We start from the raw sequence: 14907 nt of genomic DNA on the forward strand, positions 1-14907 counted from the left end.
TCGGTGAGGCTTTTAAGATGTCGCAGGTGAAGTTACGGGGCGGCGCGAAACGTAAGTGCGCCCCCGTGGCGCATTGAGGCGATGACCCCATGGGACCACTTTGGAAACAGCTTCTCAATTGCCCCCGGAACTGGTACCTTCCCGGCGAATGACGATAGCCTGAAGGTTTTCTTCCTTGTTGAGGCGCGCGGCGTATTCCAGAGCCTTTTGCCGGGAATCAAAGCTCCCCAGAATCACTCGGTACCACACGTCTTGGTCACTCAGGGCAATCTTTTCCACGGCCGCCTTGTGGCCTTTCTTCTTGAGACGCTCCACTAGGGCCGTCGCGTTTTCTTCACGGCGCATGGAAGCCACCATGAGCGTGTAGGCTTCGGTGGACGTGGAAGCCTTTGGGCCGGAATCCGAAGGCCCCTCATGGGCCGTCAAGGGCGGCACGGGGTGCTCTGTCAGGTTGGGTTTGACCATGGGGGGAGAAGACACCTGGGAGGATTCAGGGGCCGCGGGGAGTCGAAGCGGCGCGCTGCGTGCGGGTTTCTGGCTGGAGATCAATTCTTTTTCAGATTCCAGGGAGGCAAGAATCTTTTCGGGGGGGATCCAGGTTTCAGAAGCGTTGTCCACGGGTTCATCCTCAGCCGATTTCAACCCCAGCAGGCGATAAAAGGTTCCCGTGACGGTCAGGGCCTCCCGTGATTCTTTGGAAACCCCTCGACCGGTTAGGACCCCGGCGACAAACACACAGCTCAGAGACAGAAAAAAAACCACCACGCAGAGAAAGGCTTGGAACCCCGTGAGGTGGATACGTATCCAGCGAGGATCGTTTTCTTCCTCGTACTGTCGGGTGCGATCCTTGAGGCGGCTCATGGGCGGCACTCCTCACGTCCCCGCGTTCGCAAGCCGGTGTCCTTGACCTGTTACATCTTTTCTGGTGCGGAAACTCCTAGCACGGCAAGCCCGTTTCGAAGGACCATTCTCACGGCGTCGGCCAAGTAAAGCCGAGCTTGTGTCAGTTCCTGGTCCTCGCCGATAATTCGATTATGATTGTAATAGCTATGAAAAGCGGCCACCAGCTCCAAAAGGTAATAGGGGATGCGGTGGGGCTCCAGGTTTCGAGCCGCCATCTCCAGAACATGGGGAAACTCGCCCAATTGCTTCATAAGCTCCCATTCTGCGGGTTCGGTCAGGCGCTGAAGGTTTGGAGGGGTTGGCCACGACGTGGGAACACCTCTTTCTTTAGCTACGTCAAACACACTGCACAGTCGCGCGTGGGCGTACTGAACGTAATAGACGGGGTTTTCGTTGCTATGTTTTTTGGCCGTTTCCAGATCAAAATCTAGCGGGCTGTCAGATCGGCGCATGAGGAACAGGAACCGAGCGGCGTCCTTGCCGACCTCGTCCACCACTTCGCGCAGCGTCACGAATTCTCCGGCTCGCGTGGACATGGCCACGGGTTTTCCACCACGAAGCAAATTGACCAGTTGGACGAGGATAATGCGAAGGTCCGAAGCTTGGCGCCCCAGGGCTTGCACTCCCGCCATCATTCGGGGCACATACCCGTGATGGTCGGCGCCCCAAATGTCGATGACCACGTCGTAGTTTCGCTCGAACTTGTTTTGGTGATAGGCCAAGTCCGCAGCGAAGTAGGTGGTGATGCCGTTGGCCCGAACCACCACGCGGTCCTTTTCATCGCCGTAGGCCGTGCTGCGAAACCACTTGGCCCCGTCCTGTTCGTAGATCATACCGTTGCGTTCCAAGGCTTCGATGGTCCGCTGCAAGGCACCGTTTTCATGGAGCGTCCGTTCGCTGAACCACACGTCATGGACAACGCCAAAAGCCTCCAGGTCCTCTCGAATCCCTTGCAAAATGCGTTCTCCGGCGTATTGCGAAAAGAACGGCAGCGCCTCGTCTTCGGGAACCGAGGCATACCGATCGCCGAACCGTTCCACCACTTCCAGGGCCAGCTCCTTCATGTAATTGCCCTTGTAGTGGTCTTCGGGAAAGTCCACGGGTTTTCCCAGGCTTTCCAAGTAGCGCAGGTAGAGACTGCGGCCCAGCGTGTCCATCTGCTTGCCCGTGTCGTTGATGTAATACTCTTTGTCCACCGCGTAACCGCAGGTCTTGAGAATGTTGGCCAGAACGTCCCCGACGGCGGCTCCTCGACCGTGGCCGATATGAAGAGGGCCTGTGGGGTTGGCGCTGACAAATTCCACTTGAATCCGTGTGCCTCGGCCGAAATCCTGGCGGCCAAAGTCTTCTTTGGCCTCATGAACGGCCTGCAAGATGCCGGCCCATGCGTCGGGGCGAATAAAAAAGTTGATGAATCCGGGTCCGGCAATTTCTGTTCTGGCCACGAGGTCTTCGCGGCCTTCCATGCGGTCCACCAGATCCTGAGCGATGGTTCTGGGATTTTTTCTAAGCACTCGGGTCAGGGTCATGGCGGCGTTGGTGGCGTAATCGCCGTGTTCGGGAATCTTGGGAATTTCCAGTTCCGGCGCGAGATCTTTATCATGATTCAAGCCATATTGGATTAAAAGCGACTGAACCGCATGGTGGATCATGGCCTGGAGCCGGGATCGAACAAGATACATGAGCGATGTCCTCCTTCAAAAGGAAACATGGTTCTTTCCAACCGAGGCGTGCCTTTATAATGCGCTGCGGCGCCTCATGCAAGATGACCTGAACTGTTGAGAAAGAGGCGCTGCGGATTTTTTCCTATGGCGCAATAGATTTCGTAGCTGATGGTGTGGGCTTTTTGGGCGATTTCTTCGGCGCTAATGCGTTCGGTTCCCTGAGTTCCCAAAAGGACGACCTCGTCGTCCGGGGCGGCCCCGGGAACATGGGTGACATCCAAAGTGATGAGATTCATGGACACTCGCCCCACAATGGGCACACGGACCCCATGCACCAGGGCTTCTCCTCGGTTAGACAGCGCGCGGGGATACCCATCGTCGTAGCCTACGGCGATGGTGGCGATGCGTGTGGGTCGGGAACACACGAAAGTGCGCCCGTAGCCGATACTATGGCCTGATGGCACCCATTTAACCTGAAGGATTTTCGTCTTCAACGCCATGACGGGCCGAAGGTGTACCGGCGACTGAATGTCTTCGGAAGGCGGCGACCCATAAAGCATAATGCCCGCGCGCACCAGTTGTCCGTGGGCTTCGGGAATGTCAAGCACGGCGCCGCTGTTGGCAATATGGGCATATTCAAAGGTAATGGAGCGATCGTGAAGCCTTTGAAGCGCGCCTCGGAACCGAGCCATTTGTTCCTTGCTGAATGTCTTGTCGGCCTCATCGGCTGTGGCCAGATGGGAAAAGACCCCTTCCACGTGCACATGCTTCAGGCTGGCCATCTGATCGAGAAAAGGTTCCAGATCCCGGACGGGAACCCCTAGCCGTCCCATGCCGGTATCCAGCTTGAGGTGAATGCGGGCCACCTTACCGGCATGCTGAGCCGCCTCGTCAAGCAGGCGGCAGTGATCGAGCCGGTAGACGGCGGGGCGAAGGTCATAAGCGATGACGGTGGGGGCATCTTCGGCTTCCATGCCGGCCAGAACCACAATGGGCTGCCGAATGCCCGCTGAACGCAGTTTCAGGGCTTCCCAGCATTTGCTCACCCCAAAAAAATGCGCACCCGCTTTAGCCAATTCTCTGGCCACGGGAATCATGCCATGGCCGTAGGCATCGGACTTGACTACCGCGAGGATTGCGGTACGAGAACCGACGCAATGTTGCACCTGCGCGAAATTGTGCCTCAAGGCCGCCAGATCGATTTCCACCCAGTTCAACGCCATGGACCCACCAGGAAATCCCCACTATGCCCCTCACGGCTCAGCCTCTTTACAGAAACTACTAAGCATGATAGGCGATCCAGGCTTTTGTGCCAAGATATTCTCACGGGATGTTTCTCTCGTGCGGGGGGAGTTTTCGACATGGAGAGTCTTCTGACGGCACTAGGGCTTCTTTTCTTCTTAGAAGGGCTGCCGTACTTGGCGTTTCCGGATCGCATGAAACGATGGATCGAGGAAATCCTCAAGCTTCCTTCGGGAAAACTCAGGACTGTAGGTGCTGCTGCCATGATTCTTGGCCTGATTCTGGTGCACCTGGGCCGGCGCCATGGAGGTCCGTGAATGAGCTACAGGCTGGAAGACTACGACTATGACCTTCCGGAACACCTGGTGGCGCAGAAGCCAAGCCCTCAACGGGACCGGTGCGCGCTGATGGTGCTGCATCGGATTACCGGAATGATAGAACATCGCCGTTTCGTTGATCTTCCCTCCTATTTTCGGCCGGGCGACGTGCTGGTCATGAACGACACCCGAGTGGTTCCCGCGCGTCTTCTCGGGGTCAAGGAAACCGGTGGCCGCGTGGAACTGCTCGTACTGGATCCCCATAAGCCTCCGGAAGAAGGACGGGCCAAGGGTTATCGATGCCTGGTGAAGTCGTCGAAGCCCGCCAAGGAGGGGCTGCGGCTTCTCGTGGAAGGCCACGTGACGGCTCAGGTGGTCCAACGTTTTGAAAACGGCCAAGTCCTGGTTTCCTTTGATCATGACAACCTGTTGGAATTTCTAGAAGCAAAGGGCAGAGTGCCCCTGCCGCCCTACATTCGAAGAGCCGGAACTGAAGAAAGAGAGGAAGACCGCACGGACTATCAAACGGTGTACGCGCAGGAGCCCGGCGCGGTGGCGGCGCCGACGGCAGGCTTGCATTTCACCGAGGAACTTCTTGAGGCTCTGAAAACCTTCGGCGTGGAACTGGTGTGCATCACCTTGCATGTGGGTTTCGGAACCTTTGCCCCGGTGCGCACGGAAGATATTCGAGACCACGGCATGCATTCGGAGGTGGTTCACGTGAGCGAGGAAGCGGCCGCGAGAATTCAGACGGCCAAGCAGCAAGGGCGGCGGGTACTGGCTGTGGGCACGACCGTGGTGCGCACGCTGGAATGGACCGCCTGCCGCTACGGCGCGGTCACGCCCGTCTCAGGCTCCTGCGACCACTACATCTATCCCGGATACAGTTTTCGTGTTGTGGACGGCATGATCACCAATTTTCATCTGCCGAAAACCTCTCTTCTTATCCTTGTCTCGGCATTTGCTGGGCGCGAAAAGATACTGGCCGCCTACAAGGAAGCCATTCGAAGGCAATACCGCTTCTTCAGCTATGGGGACGCCATGCTCATTGTGTAAGGAAACGTCGATGAACCCGTTTGAAATTTTGGCTGTCGATTCCAAGAGCCGAGCGCGCCGCGGGCGTCTGCTCACGTCACATGGCCCCGTGGAAACTCCCGTGTTTATGCCCGTGGGAACGCAAGCCACCATCAAGGCCCTGTCTCCGGATGAGGTGCATGCCTTGGGGGCGCGCATTATCCTAGGAAACACGTATCATCTATCATTGCGGCCGGGAGCCCAACGGATCGCCCGGCTGGGTGGTTTGCATGCCTTTATGGCGTGGCCTGGGGCGATCTTGACGGACAGTGGAGGTTTTCAAGTCTTCAGTCTCGCCACCATTCGCACCATTGATGAGGATGGTGTCACATTTCAGTCGCACATTGATGGGTCGAGACACCGCATCACTCCGGAGAGCTGTATAGAAATTCAGGAGCTTCTCGGATCCGACATCGCCATGTGTTTTGACGAATGCACGCCGTACCCCGTGACTCGGGACTATGCCAAGGCGTCCATGGAAAGAACGGTGCGCTGGGCGCGACGATGCCGGAACGCACACACACGAGAGGACCAGTTGCTCTTTGCCATCGTCCAAGGCGGGGTTTTTCCGGACTTGCGGCGCGCCTGCGTGGAGGCGCTCACGGCCATGGATTTTCCCGGATATGCCGTGGGCAGCCTGGCGGTGGGGGAACCTAAGGAGGTCATGCTGGACGTGTTGGAGACGGTGGTCCCCGATCTGCCTCACGACAAACCGCGCTACCTCATGGGCGTGGGCATGCCGGAAGACTTGGTGGAGGGGGTGTGGCGCGGCATTGACATGTTCGACTGCGTGGTGCCCACCCGCAATGCTCGAAACGGCATGGTCTTCACATCCCGGGGAGCCCTTCAAATCAAGCACAGCCGATACGCCGACGATCCAGAACCCATCGAGGCGGCATGTACCTGCTACACCTGCCGCACCTTTTCCCGCGCCTATTTGAGGCATCTCTTTATGGCCAAAGAACTCCTGGTGTATCGGCTCCTCTCACTGCACAACCTGCATTACTTTTTGACCCTCATGGAATCCATTCGAGATGCCGTGATGCGGGGCAGTTTTGAGGAATTTCGCAGGCAATTTTATGCACGGCGCTGTGTTGAAGAACCGATAGCCGATTGACATTGAGCCCAAAATATCGTTTAAAGGCTCGATTGTCTCAAGGGGGTCTTTTTTTGTTAATCGGCAACGGAAACGGAGGAGTCGATGAACTGGGTGAGCATGGCCCATGCGATGGGAACAGCAGGGCAGCAAACTGCAGGAGGCCAAGGGGCCGGAGGGGGTCTCACGGCTTTTCTTCCATTGATCCTGATGGTGGTGATCTTTTATTTTCTTCTCATTCGGCCTCAGCAAAAACGCCAAAAAGAGCATCGAATGATGCTGCAAAATCTTCGCAGGGGCGACGTGGTCATGACGCAGGGGGGCATTCATGGCCGCATCACGGGGCTGACCGATTCCGTGGTCACGCTGGAAATCGCTGACAAGGTGCGCGTGAAGGTGCAGCGAGGCTACATTGCCGGCCTGCTGTCCCGCGGTGAAGCCCAGGAAAAAGGCGAGGATAAGGCCTAGGATCGTCCCCGAATCGGTCTTATTTGCTTCACATATTTTCAGGCATTTTCCAGCGCAGGAGGATACGGGTTGAAAGGCCTGAAATGGCGAGCCGTTCTGGTGGCTCTGGTGCTTGGTGCGTCCATTGTCTATCTCTTGCCGTCCCTGCCCGTTTCATTGCCTCGGTGGTGGCATGGCGTACTGCCCAATGACAAGATACATCTTGGGTTGGACCTGCAGGGAGGCATGCATCTGGTCCTGGAAGTTCAAGCGGAGGAAGCGGTCAAGACAACGCTGGACCGTTTGAGTGATGAAATCAAAGTACTGCTTCGCAAGGAAAAGGTCGGCTTTCGTGCCATAGAGCGAACCCAGGATGGGCATGTGGCGGTGCAGCTTGCAGACGCAAGCCACAGAGACCGCCTGCGGGCATTGATGGACAAGGAATTTCCCATACTGGAATGGATGCAAGCCTCAGAGACACCTGAAGGGTTTCGAGTCCTGTGTCGAGTGAAGGAGAAGGATGCGGAACACATTCGCCAACTGGCCGTGCGGCAGGCTTTGGAAACGATCCGCAACCGCATCGATCAATTCGGGGTGAGCGAACCCGACATTCGGCCTCAGGGGAAAAACCGCATTTTGGTCCAGCTACCGGGCATCAAAGATCCCCAGCGCGCCTTGGAACTCATTGGCAAAACGGCGGTGTTGGAGTTCAAGCTGGTGGCCGAAGGGGTGGATCCCCACGCCGATCCTACGACCCTGCCAGCGGGGGTGAAAGTCTATCCCATGCGGCGCGTGGATACCAACACGGGCCGTACGGTGGAAGGCAAGGTTGCCCTGAAGGATCGAACATTGCTCACCGGCGAATACATCACCAACGCCAATGTGCGCATCGACAGCCAGTACAACACGCCGTATGTGGCGCTGGAATTTGACCCTCAGGGCGCGCGCATCTTTGAGCGCATCACAGGGGAAAACGTCAAGAAACAACTGGCCATCGTTTTGGACGGCGTCGTGTATTCGGCGCCGGTGATTCAAGAAAGAATTTCCGGAGGAAGGGCCAGCATCACTGGATCCTTTACCATGGAAGAAGCGAGAGATCTGGCCATCGTGCTTCGAGCCGGTGCACTACCCGCGCCCGTAGTCATTCTGGAAGAACGAACCGTGGGACCCTCGCTGGGAGCGGACTCCATTCGCAAAGGATTCCTTTCCATGCTCGTGGGCGCCGTGGTGGTTGTGCTTTTCATGATTCTTTACTATCGACTGTCCGGAGTTGTGGCCGATGTGGCTCTGCTGCTCAATGTCTTGCTCATTTTGGCTGGATTGGCTGCTTTTCAGGCTACGCTGACGTTGCCCGGCATCGCCGGCATCATCTTGACCATCGGCATGGCGGTGGACGCCAACGTGCTCATTTTTGAACGCATTCGCGAGGAGATGAGGCTGGGCAAGACGCCCAAAGCGGCTTTGGATGCGGGCTATGCCAGGGCGACTCTGACCATTTTGGATGCCAACATCACGACCCTCATTGCCGCCTTGGTCATGTTCCAGTTCGGGACGGGTCCGGTGAAAGGTTTTGCCGTGACCCTGAGCATTGGAATCGTGGCCAGTCTCTTTACGGCCATTGTCGTGACACGGCTCCTGTTCGACTATCTGTTCATTGAAAAACGCATGAGGACACTGAGTATCTAGCGAGGGGCTCGACCGCCTATGGAATTCATTCGACCGGACATCAACATCAATTTTGTAGGCATGCGAATGAAGGCTATGATTTTTTCCGGCCTTCTGATCTTTTTGGGACTGGCCGCCATTGTGGCGCGTGGCGGGTTGAATATGGGGGTTGATTTTGCGGGAGGCACCCTTATTCAAGTTAAGTTCTCGGAAAGGACGACACCGAATGCCATACGAGACGCCCTGAAGGATTTGGGCATCGGCAAAAGCGCCATTCAGCGGGTAGGGACGGCAACCGACAACGAATTCATCATTCGCTCGGATATCAGTGAAGAAAAGGCTAAAAGGGTCAGTGACGACGTCCAAAGCCGCCTGGACCAAGTCTTTGGCCCGGGCAAGGCGACCATTTTACGGGTGGAAATGGTGGGCCCCAAAGTGGGACAGGACCTGCGGCAGAAGGCTTTGCTCGCCATCTATTATGCCTTGCTCTTTATTGCCCTCTACATTTCCGGCCGTTTTGAATTGAAATGGGGCACCAGCGGGGTCATGGCCGCGGTCTTGCTGCTCGGGGTCAATCTTCTGGGACTGACGGGTCTGTCCATGACATATTTGATCATCGGTGCCCTGATGATTACCTTGGTGCTCTGCTGGGTCCTCAAGCTTTCGTATGCCTTGGGCGCGCTGGTTGCTCTGATTCACGATGTGTTCATTACCGTGGGCGTTTTTGCCCTGCTCAACAAGGAATTTGACCTCACCATTGTGGCTGCCCTTCTGACCATCGTGGGCTATTCCTTGAATGACACGATTATCGTCTACGACCGCATTCGGGAAAATCGTCGAGCATCCCGAAAGGTTGACTTCAAAGCGTTAGTCAATCGCAGCATCAACCAAACCCTCAGCCGCACACTGCTCACTTCCAGCACCACGCTTTTCGTGGTCTTTTTCCTTTTTGTTCTCGGCGGAAACGTCATTCATGATTTTGCTTTTGCCTTACTGATCGGTATTCTGATCGGCACCTACTCATCCATCTTTGTCGCAAGCCCTCTGCTGATTCTCTATCAGGACATGTCAGGATCGGGCCGAAAAACTTCAGTTCACCGGCCCGCGTGACGGGCAGCTCGGTTGTCTTCTGGCCATTTCGTGGCATTTTTTGCAAGGTCGCACCGGTGTGCGAACCATGGCCGTTGAGCTCCTCGTCATCAACGGCCATGGTCATTTGACAGGGCGATCAGCCCTTGGCATGAACCGGCGTGGACGCTGGGGCGTAGACCGTGCCGCCTGGGGCGCCTTTGGGCATGAAGCCCGCCGAAATGCCGGTCGCCAAGGCGAAATCAGGATAGGCGCTTTCCCCGTGTTCACCCACATCCAAACCGTCCATTTCCTCTTCGGGGCTTACGCGCAGACCCACCGTGGCACGGATCATTTGAAAAGTGAGGTAAGCCGTGGGAAAGGTCCACAAAAAGGCGCTCGCTGCTCCCAGAGCCTGCACTCCCAACTGCCCCAACGAAAATCCTTCGATATGGAAAATGGCCGCGGCCATAGTTCCCCACACGCCGCACACACCGTGAACTGAAATGGCGCCCACTGGGTCATCGATGCGAATTCTATCGAAGAACAAAACGGAGACAACCACCAGTATACCCGCAATCAAGCCGATCAACACGGCGCTGGCCGGATTCACGTTGTTGCACGCGGCCGTGATGCCCACGAGGCCCGCCAGGGCGCCGTTCAGGGTCATGGTGAGGTCGGGCTTTTTGGCGATGGACCAGATAGTGAGGAGCGCACCCACCACGCCGGCAGCTGCGGCCAAATTGGTGTTGGCGAAGATCCACGCGACGTCTGGGATGCCCGCAGTGGTGGATCCGGGATTGAAACCGAACCAGCCAATCCACAGGATGAAGACCCCCAGAGTGGCCAGAGGAAGATTGTGGCCGGGAATGGCTCGAGGGCGTCCCTGCGCGTCGTACTTGCCGATGCGCGGCCCGATTGCCAGGGTGCCGGCCAAGGCCGCCCAGCCACCCACGGAATGGACCACGGTGGATCCGGCAAAATCGATGAAGCCCAGATTCTCCAACCAGCCTTTGCCGTTTAAAAGGCCTCCCCATGCCCAGCTTCCAAAGATGGGATAGATAAAGGCACTGATGACGAAAGAGTAGATCAGGTAAGCGACAAATTTGGTGCGCTCCGCCATGGCTCCCGAGACGATGGTGGCTGATGTCGCGCAAAAGACCACCTGGAACATCCAAAACGCCAGCACCCAAGGATCACCGCCCGGGCTGTAATCGGAAAGGAAGAAGCCGGAGGTGCCGATCCAGCCGCCCAGACTGCGTCCAAACATGAGGCCAAAGCCGACGGCCCAAAAGCCCAGGGTGCCAAGGGCAAAATCCATAAGGTTTTTCATCATGATGTTCACTGAGTTCTTGGCCCGCGTAAAGCCCGCTTCCACCAGCGCAAAGCCCGCTTGCATAAAAAAGACCAGGGTCGCGGCTATTAAGGTCCACACGTAGTTCAAATGGGTCTGCACATCGGCGGCCGTGGGCTCATCGGCCAGAACGGGTTCGACCGTGACTGAGGCGACAAGCCATACGGCAAAAAATAAAGCTTTGATCAACATGGTGTTCTCCTTCAGCAATGAAAGACGCTCTGCCCAAACCATTAAATAGCCTGAATTCCGTTTTCTCCCGTGCGGATGCGAATGGCATCGTGAATCGTGCTGATGAAGATCTTGCCGTCGCCAATCTTTCCCGTACGACCCGCTTCCCGAATGGCCTCCACCGCGGACGGGGCGAGCTCGTCGGCGACCACGACGGTCAGAAGCAGCTTGGGGATAAAATCCACGTGATATTCGGCACCCCGGTACAGCTCCACATGGCCCTTCTGTCGCCCAAAGCCCTTGACTTCCATGAGCGTCATGCCCTGGACGCCCAAAGCCAACAGGGCCTGCTGCACGTCACCCAACTTGAACGGCTTGATGATGGCTTCAATCTTGATCATGGCTGCAACCTCCCCTTTTGGTGAGCGTGTGGCCCAGTTTCAGGGCAAAACCCTTGCCATGATCGCCAAGATTCTCGTAAGCTATCGAAGTTACATACTAAGAAGGGATCGTCGTGTGATTTTAATTTCCACTGATTGGATGAAAGTGAAACAAAATTGTTCTTCGTCACGGGACGGTGCACTTTTTTGTGCGAGCACTCCGTTCTGAAAATCGAAGGTCAAGGTATCGTGACCCTGGACTGGACCAGCCATAAGCAGTCGATTTGGTCAGCAAAAGGGGGTGTGTGATGGAAGAAAGAGCGGTTAAGCCAGTTCGAGGTCACCATAATTCGCACTTGGGGGAGGGTAAAAAGACAATCCCGTAGCGAAACGATTTAATACGGCGGATTGTTATTGAAGAGTTCGCAGCTTTGGTGGGGGAAATTCGAGAGGGAAAGTGGGGATACCCACTTCCCTCGGAGTTTCTGGTGCCGGAGGAGAGACTCGAACTCTCACGGGCGCGAGGCCCACTGGATTTTGAGTCCAGCGCGTCTACCAGTTTCACCACTCCGGCGAGGCGACAGCATATTAAGAAATGGAGCCTGATGCTGTCAAGGAAAAGTCCCGGGGCCGTGATCCGGTCGGCGTCCATGAGGTGGAGAACAGAGTTGAGAGAAAGGGAAATGGAGGATCTCCGCGAGCCGACAAGAAGCTTTGCGCCGTGCGGCGCTTTCACAAAACGAGCCCAAAAAGGACCTATAATAGGGTCGGTGGGGGATAGGTACCGGGTCAAGACCCGATGTTGTACTTTTTCCGAAGTCGGTCCATTTCTCGAGCTTCTTCTTTTGCCTTGATTCGCTCGCGCTTGTCGTATTCTTTCTTGCCGCGAGCCAAAGCTATTTCCACTTTGGCCTTTCCCTTGGAAAAATAGACCTTTAGGGGCACGAGGGTGAGCCCCTTTTCCTGAGTCTTGCCGGCAAGGCGGCGAATTTCACGGCGGTGCAAAAGAAGCTTTCGCGTTCTTTCGGGCTCATGGTTGTTGTAGGAGGCGTGAGGGTATGGGCTGATGTGAAAATCATGAAGCCAGATCTCGCCTCCCTTGATACGAGCGTAGCTATCCTTGAGATTAGCTCGGCCTTCGCGTAGCGATTTGACTTCGGTACCCGTGAGCACCATACCGGCTTCCAGGCTTTCGATGATTTCATAATCATGGAAAGCTTTCTTGTTTTGGCAAACGATTTTGATGCCGCTCTTGGAGGCATTTAATGCCTTTTTCATGACCAAACCTTGTATGCCGCTCCTCAGGCAGCCCGCGAATTGGGCCTCACAGCCTGAGGATCAAAGAACTTGAACTCTTCTGGGAAAACCCTCAGCACCAACTCCTGCAATGTGTCTCGAATATGGCCGGCCGTGGTAAGGGTCAAAGTCTGTTGCACGAACCGACGGCATTCTTCCAGGGTGGATCGTCGCACCAGGTTCTTGACGCGAGGAATGGCCTGAGGATTCATGCTGAGGCTATCCAGTTCAAGCCCCAAAAGTAGAGGAATGTACAGGGGTTCTCCCGCCATTTCACCACAAATGGTGACGGGGATGCCAGCATCATGAGCGGTGCTCACCACGTGCCGAATGAGCCGCAGCACCGCCGGATGCAGCGGGTCATAAAGGTGGGCTACGTGCGGATTGACGCGGTCGATGCCCAGAGTATACTGAATGAGGTCGTTGGTGCCGATGCTGAAAAAGTCCACTTCTTGAGCCAGATCATCGGCCACCGCCACGGCGGATGGCACCTCGATCATCACCCCAAGGGCCATGGCCTCGTCAAAGGCCTTGCCTTCCCGGCGCAATTCCTTCTTGGCATCCTCTAAGACGGCCTTAGCCTGAAGCAGCTCACCCATGCCTGAAACCAGAGGAAACATGAGGCGAATATTTCGCGAAACGGCTCCAGCCCTCAGAATGGCTCGAAGCTGTGTCTTAAAGAATTCCCTATGCTGCAGGCACAAGCGAATGCCTCGAAGGCCCAACGCGGGGTTTTCCTGTTCAATGGGCGGCATCCACGCGCCCAGTTTTTCCGCCCCCAAGTCCAAGCTGCGAATTGTCACAAAAGCCGGGGCCATGAGTTCGGCCAGTTCCTTGTATTCCAAAAAGAGCTCTTCCTCTTCCGGCGGACGTTCCCGATTCAAGTAGGCGAATTCCGTGCGATAAAGGCCAATCCCCTCGGCGCCGTGATCCTTGGCGGACACCACTTCTTCCACCAGTTCGATATTCGCTTCCACGCGAATCTTTCGGCCGTCCAAGGTCACCGCGGGCAAATGGGCCTTGCGGGTAATATTCTTGAGGTACGTTTCTAGGGCATCTTGGAGTTCGTAATAAAAAGCGATTTGCTGATCGGTGGGGTGAACGATGATGCGTCCGCTGGCACCGTCAACAATGACGAGATCGCCCGTGCCGATGGTCCTGGTGGCTTTTTCCGCGCCCACAACGGCCGGAATGCCCAGGGCTCGCGCAATGATGGCCGTATGCGACGTGCGGCCCCCGGTATCCGTGATAAATCCCAAAGTCTTTTCCAGCTGAATGCGGATGGCGTCTGCCGGCGAAATGTCCCGGGCCACGATCACCACACGCTCTCGAATGTCATCAAAACCGCTGGATTTTTGGCCCGCCAGGTGACGCAGTACGCGGTCTCCCAGGCTCTTCACATCGGCCACACGACCTTTCAAATAATCGTCGTCCATGGCCGCAAAGAGGTCGGAAATTTTTCTTATGGAGCGCTTCAAAGCCAGCATGGCATTGAGGCGTTCCTTACGGATAGTTTCTAGGGTCTGGTTGTAAAAGAAAGGGTCCCGCAAAATGAGTTGATGCGCATCCAAGATGTGGGCGTGCTCCTTTAATTCGCCGTGAATGGATTGCTTTGTCTTTTCAAGGTCCTGTTCCACCTTGGCGACGGCCTCTTGAAACAAAAGGCATTCCTGCTCCACGTCTTCGTCGCCGGTGAGGGTATAAAGGGGAAGGGAAATGTGGTTTTCTTCGGCAAGGAACGCCTTGCCGATGGCAATTCCCTGACTTACCCCAAATCCCCTTAAATGGATGGGTTCTTTGTCCATGCTTATGCCCAAATCCTCACAAGCTCTTCCCCTGAGTTCCCGCGCACAAGAAAAAACCGAGTGGACCGCTGGGGCTTTTTAAGTGCGCCCCGGCCTTCGGTCATCTCGGTCAAACTCATGGGTGGGCCGTCCCGTGGGGATCAATTGAAGTGCTAGGTTTCCCCAAAATGACACTGGAACAAATGCGCGAGCGCTCGAAGGGCCTCTTCGGCGTCGTCGCCTCGACAAATGATCTTGACCCTGGTCCCTCTTGGGCATTCCAAACTCAGAATGTCAAGAATACTCTTGCCATTCACGGCCGTATGATCCTTCACGATCAAGACGTCGGCTTGGAACTGGGTGGTCACCCTTACAATCTTGGCTGCAACCCGCGCATGAAAACCCAATCGGTTGGGAACGATGAAATCCTGTTCGACTTCGGCCAC

14 protein-coding genes and 1 tRNA gene are annotated in these 14907 nt (G+C 56.0%); 6 read left to right on the plus strand and 9 right to left on the minus strand.

The genetic code is table 11. The annotated features are described in order from the left end of the window. Positions 1–114: 114 nt before the first annotated feature. The 3 genes from EDC27_RS09520 to alr all read right to left on the minus strand — a co-directional run bounded on the left by EDC27_RS09520 (position 115) and on the right by alr (position 3790). Positions 115–861 carry an SPOR domain-containing protein gene (locus EDC27_RS09520; protein WP_123290381.1) on the minus strand — a complete coding sequence of 249 codons (747 nt, stop codon included), beginning with the start codon at positions 859–861 and terminating at the stop codon, positions 115–117. A 50-nt stretch (positions 862–911) separates the two neighbouring features. Further along, entirely contained in the window at positions 912–2585 is a 1674-nt protein-coding gene (gene argS / locus EDC27_RS09525) for an arginine--tRNA ligase (RefSeq protein ID WP_123290382.1), read from the minus strand. A gap of 74 nt (positions 2586–2659) precedes the next feature. Further along, complete coding sequence (gene alr / locus EDC27_RS09530) at positions 2660–3790, minus strand: alanine racemase (protein WP_123290383.1); 1131 nt, start codon at positions 3788–3790, stop codon at positions 2660–2662. Between the two features lie 138 nt (positions 3791–3928). On the opposite strand from alr, the gene EDC27_RS09535 reads away from it, so the two are divergent. The 6 genes from EDC27_RS09535 (at position 3929) to secF (ending at position 9518) form a co-directional block, all read left to right on the plus strand. Then, positions 3929–4126, plus strand: coding sequence for a DUF2065 domain-containing protein (locus EDC27_RS09535; RefSeq protein ID WP_123290384.1), 198 nt, complete (start codon positions 3929–3931; stop codon positions 4124–4126). Then, positions 4127–5182, plus strand: coding sequence for a tRNA preQ1(34) S-adenosylmethionine ribosyltransferase-isomerase QueA (queA, locus tag EDC27_RS09540; protein ID WP_123290385.1), 1056 nt, complete (start codon positions 4127–4129; stop codon positions 5180–5182). A 10-nt stretch (positions 5183–5192) separates the two neighbouring features. Beyond that, the gene (gene tgt, locus EDC27_RS09545; protein ID WP_123290386.1) at positions 5193–6317 is read left to right on the plus strand and encodes a tRNA guanosine(34) transglycosylase Tgt; all 1125 of its coding nucleotides are present in this window, start codon (positions 5193–5195) and stop codon (positions 6315–6317) included. An 84-nt stretch (positions 6318–6401) separates the two neighbouring features. Then, positions 6402–6764 (plus strand): preprotein translocase subunit YajC, encoded by a 363-nt coding sequence (yajC, locus tag EDC27_RS09550; RefSeq protein WP_123290387.1) that lies wholly within the window; start codon positions 6402–6404, stop codon positions 6762–6764. Positions 6765–6833: 69 nt separating this feature from the next. Further along, positions 6834–8429: a protein translocase subunit SecD gene (secD, locus tag EDC27_RS09555; protein WP_123290388.1), complete on the plus strand. Its 1596-nt coding sequence runs from the start codon at positions 6834–6836 to the stop codon at positions 8427–8429. A gap of 18 nt (positions 8430–8447) precedes the next feature. Then, positions 8448–9518: a protein translocase subunit SecF gene (secF, locus tag EDC27_RS09560; RefSeq protein WP_123290389.1), complete on the plus strand. Its 1071-nt coding sequence runs from the start codon at positions 8448–8450 to the stop codon at positions 9516–9518. Positions 9519–9636: 118 nt separating this feature from the next. Here the strand turns inward: secF and EDC27_RS09565 are convergent, their stop codons facing one another. The 6 genes from EDC27_RS09565 to EDC27_RS09590 form a co-directional block, all read right to left on the minus strand. Further along, positions 9637–11022, minus strand: a complete 1386-nt coding sequence (locus EDC27_RS09565) for an ammonium transporter (RefSeq protein ID WP_211334849.1) — start codon at positions 11020–11022, stop codon at positions 9637–9639. Positions 11023–11063: 41 nt separating this feature from the next. Then, the gene (locus EDC27_RS09570; protein WP_123290391.1) at positions 11064–11402 is read right to left on the minus strand and encodes a P-II family nitrogen regulator; all 339 of its coding nucleotides are present in this window, start codon (positions 11400–11402) and stop codon (positions 11064–11066) included. A 465-nt stretch (positions 11403–11867) separates the two neighbouring features. Then, positions 11868–11955, minus strand: a tRNA-Leu gene (locus EDC27_RS09575). Positions 11956–12170: 215 nt separating this feature from the next. Beyond that, on the minus strand, positions 12171–12659 hold the full coding sequence (gene smpB, locus EDC27_RS09580; protein WP_123290392.1) for an SsrA-binding protein SmpB: 489 nt from the start codon (positions 12657–12659) through the stop codon (positions 12171–12173). Between the two features lie 23 nt (positions 12660–12682). Next, positions 12683–14482, minus strand: coding sequence for a phosphoenolpyruvate--protein phosphotransferase (gene ptsP, locus EDC27_RS09585; RefSeq protein WP_123290393.1), 1800 nt, complete (start codon positions 14480–14482; stop codon positions 12683–12685). A gap of 152 nt (positions 14483–14634) precedes the next feature. Further along, positions 14635–14907 (minus strand): HPr family phosphocarrier protein, encoded by a 273-nt coding sequence (locus tag EDC27_RS09590; RefSeq protein ID WP_245994425.1) that lies wholly within the window; start codon positions 14905–14907, stop codon positions 14635–14637.

This window comes from Desulfosoma caldarium, from assembly GCF_003751385.1.
Taxonomy (GTDB): Bacteria; Desulfobacterota; Syntrophobacteria; order Syntrophobacterales; family DSM-9756; genus Desulfosoma; species Desulfosoma caldarium.

Excerpts from the sequence above, each read along its gene's own strand:
- EDC27_RS09520 (WP_123290381.1), bottom strand. The coding sequence starts at position 861 with ATGAGCCGCCTCAAGGATCGCACCCGACAGTACGAGGAAGAAAACGAT.
- EDC27_RS09535 (WP_123290384.1), top strand. The coding sequence starts at position 3,929 with ATGGAGAGTCTTCTGACGGCACTAGGGCTTCTTTTCTTCTTAGAAGGG.
- argS (WP_123290382.1), bottom strand. The coding sequence starts at position 2,585 with ATGTATCTTGTTCGATCCCGGCTCCAGGCCATGATCCACCATGCGGTT.
- tgt (WP_123290386.1), top strand. The coding sequence starts at position 5,193 with ATGAACCCGTTTGAAATTTTGGCTGTCGATTCCAAGAGCCGAGCGCGC.
- smpB (WP_123290392.1), bottom strand. The coding sequence starts at position 12,659 with ATGAAAAAGGCATTAAATGCCTCCAAGAGCGGCATCAAAATCGTTTGC.
- EDC27_RS09570 (WP_123290391.1), bottom strand. The coding sequence starts at position 11,402 with ATGATCAAGATTGAAGCCATCATCAAGCCGTTCAAGTTGGGTGACGTG.
- alr (WP_123290383.1), bottom strand. The coding sequence starts at position 3,790 with ATGGCGTTGAACTGGGTGGAAATCGATCTGGCGGCCTTGAGGCACAAT.
- ptsP (WP_123290393.1), bottom strand. The coding sequence starts at position 14,482 with ATGGACAAAGAACCCATCCATTTAAGGGGATTTGGGGTAAGTCAGGGA.
- secF (WP_123290389.1), top strand. The coding sequence starts at position 8,448 with ATGGAATTCATTCGACCGGACATCAACATCAATTTTGTAGGCATGCGA.
- queA (WP_123290385.1), top strand. The coding sequence starts at position 4,127 with ATGAGCTACAGGCTGGAAGACTACGACTATGACCTTCCGGAACACCTG.
- yajC (WP_123290387.1), top strand. The coding sequence starts at position 6,402 with ATGAACTGGGTGAGCATGGCCCATGCGATGGGAACAGCAGGGCAGCAA.
- EDC27_RS09565 (WP_211334849.1), bottom strand. The coding sequence starts at position 11,022 with ATGTTGATCAAAGCTTTATTTTTTGCCGTATGGCTTGTCGCCTCAGTC.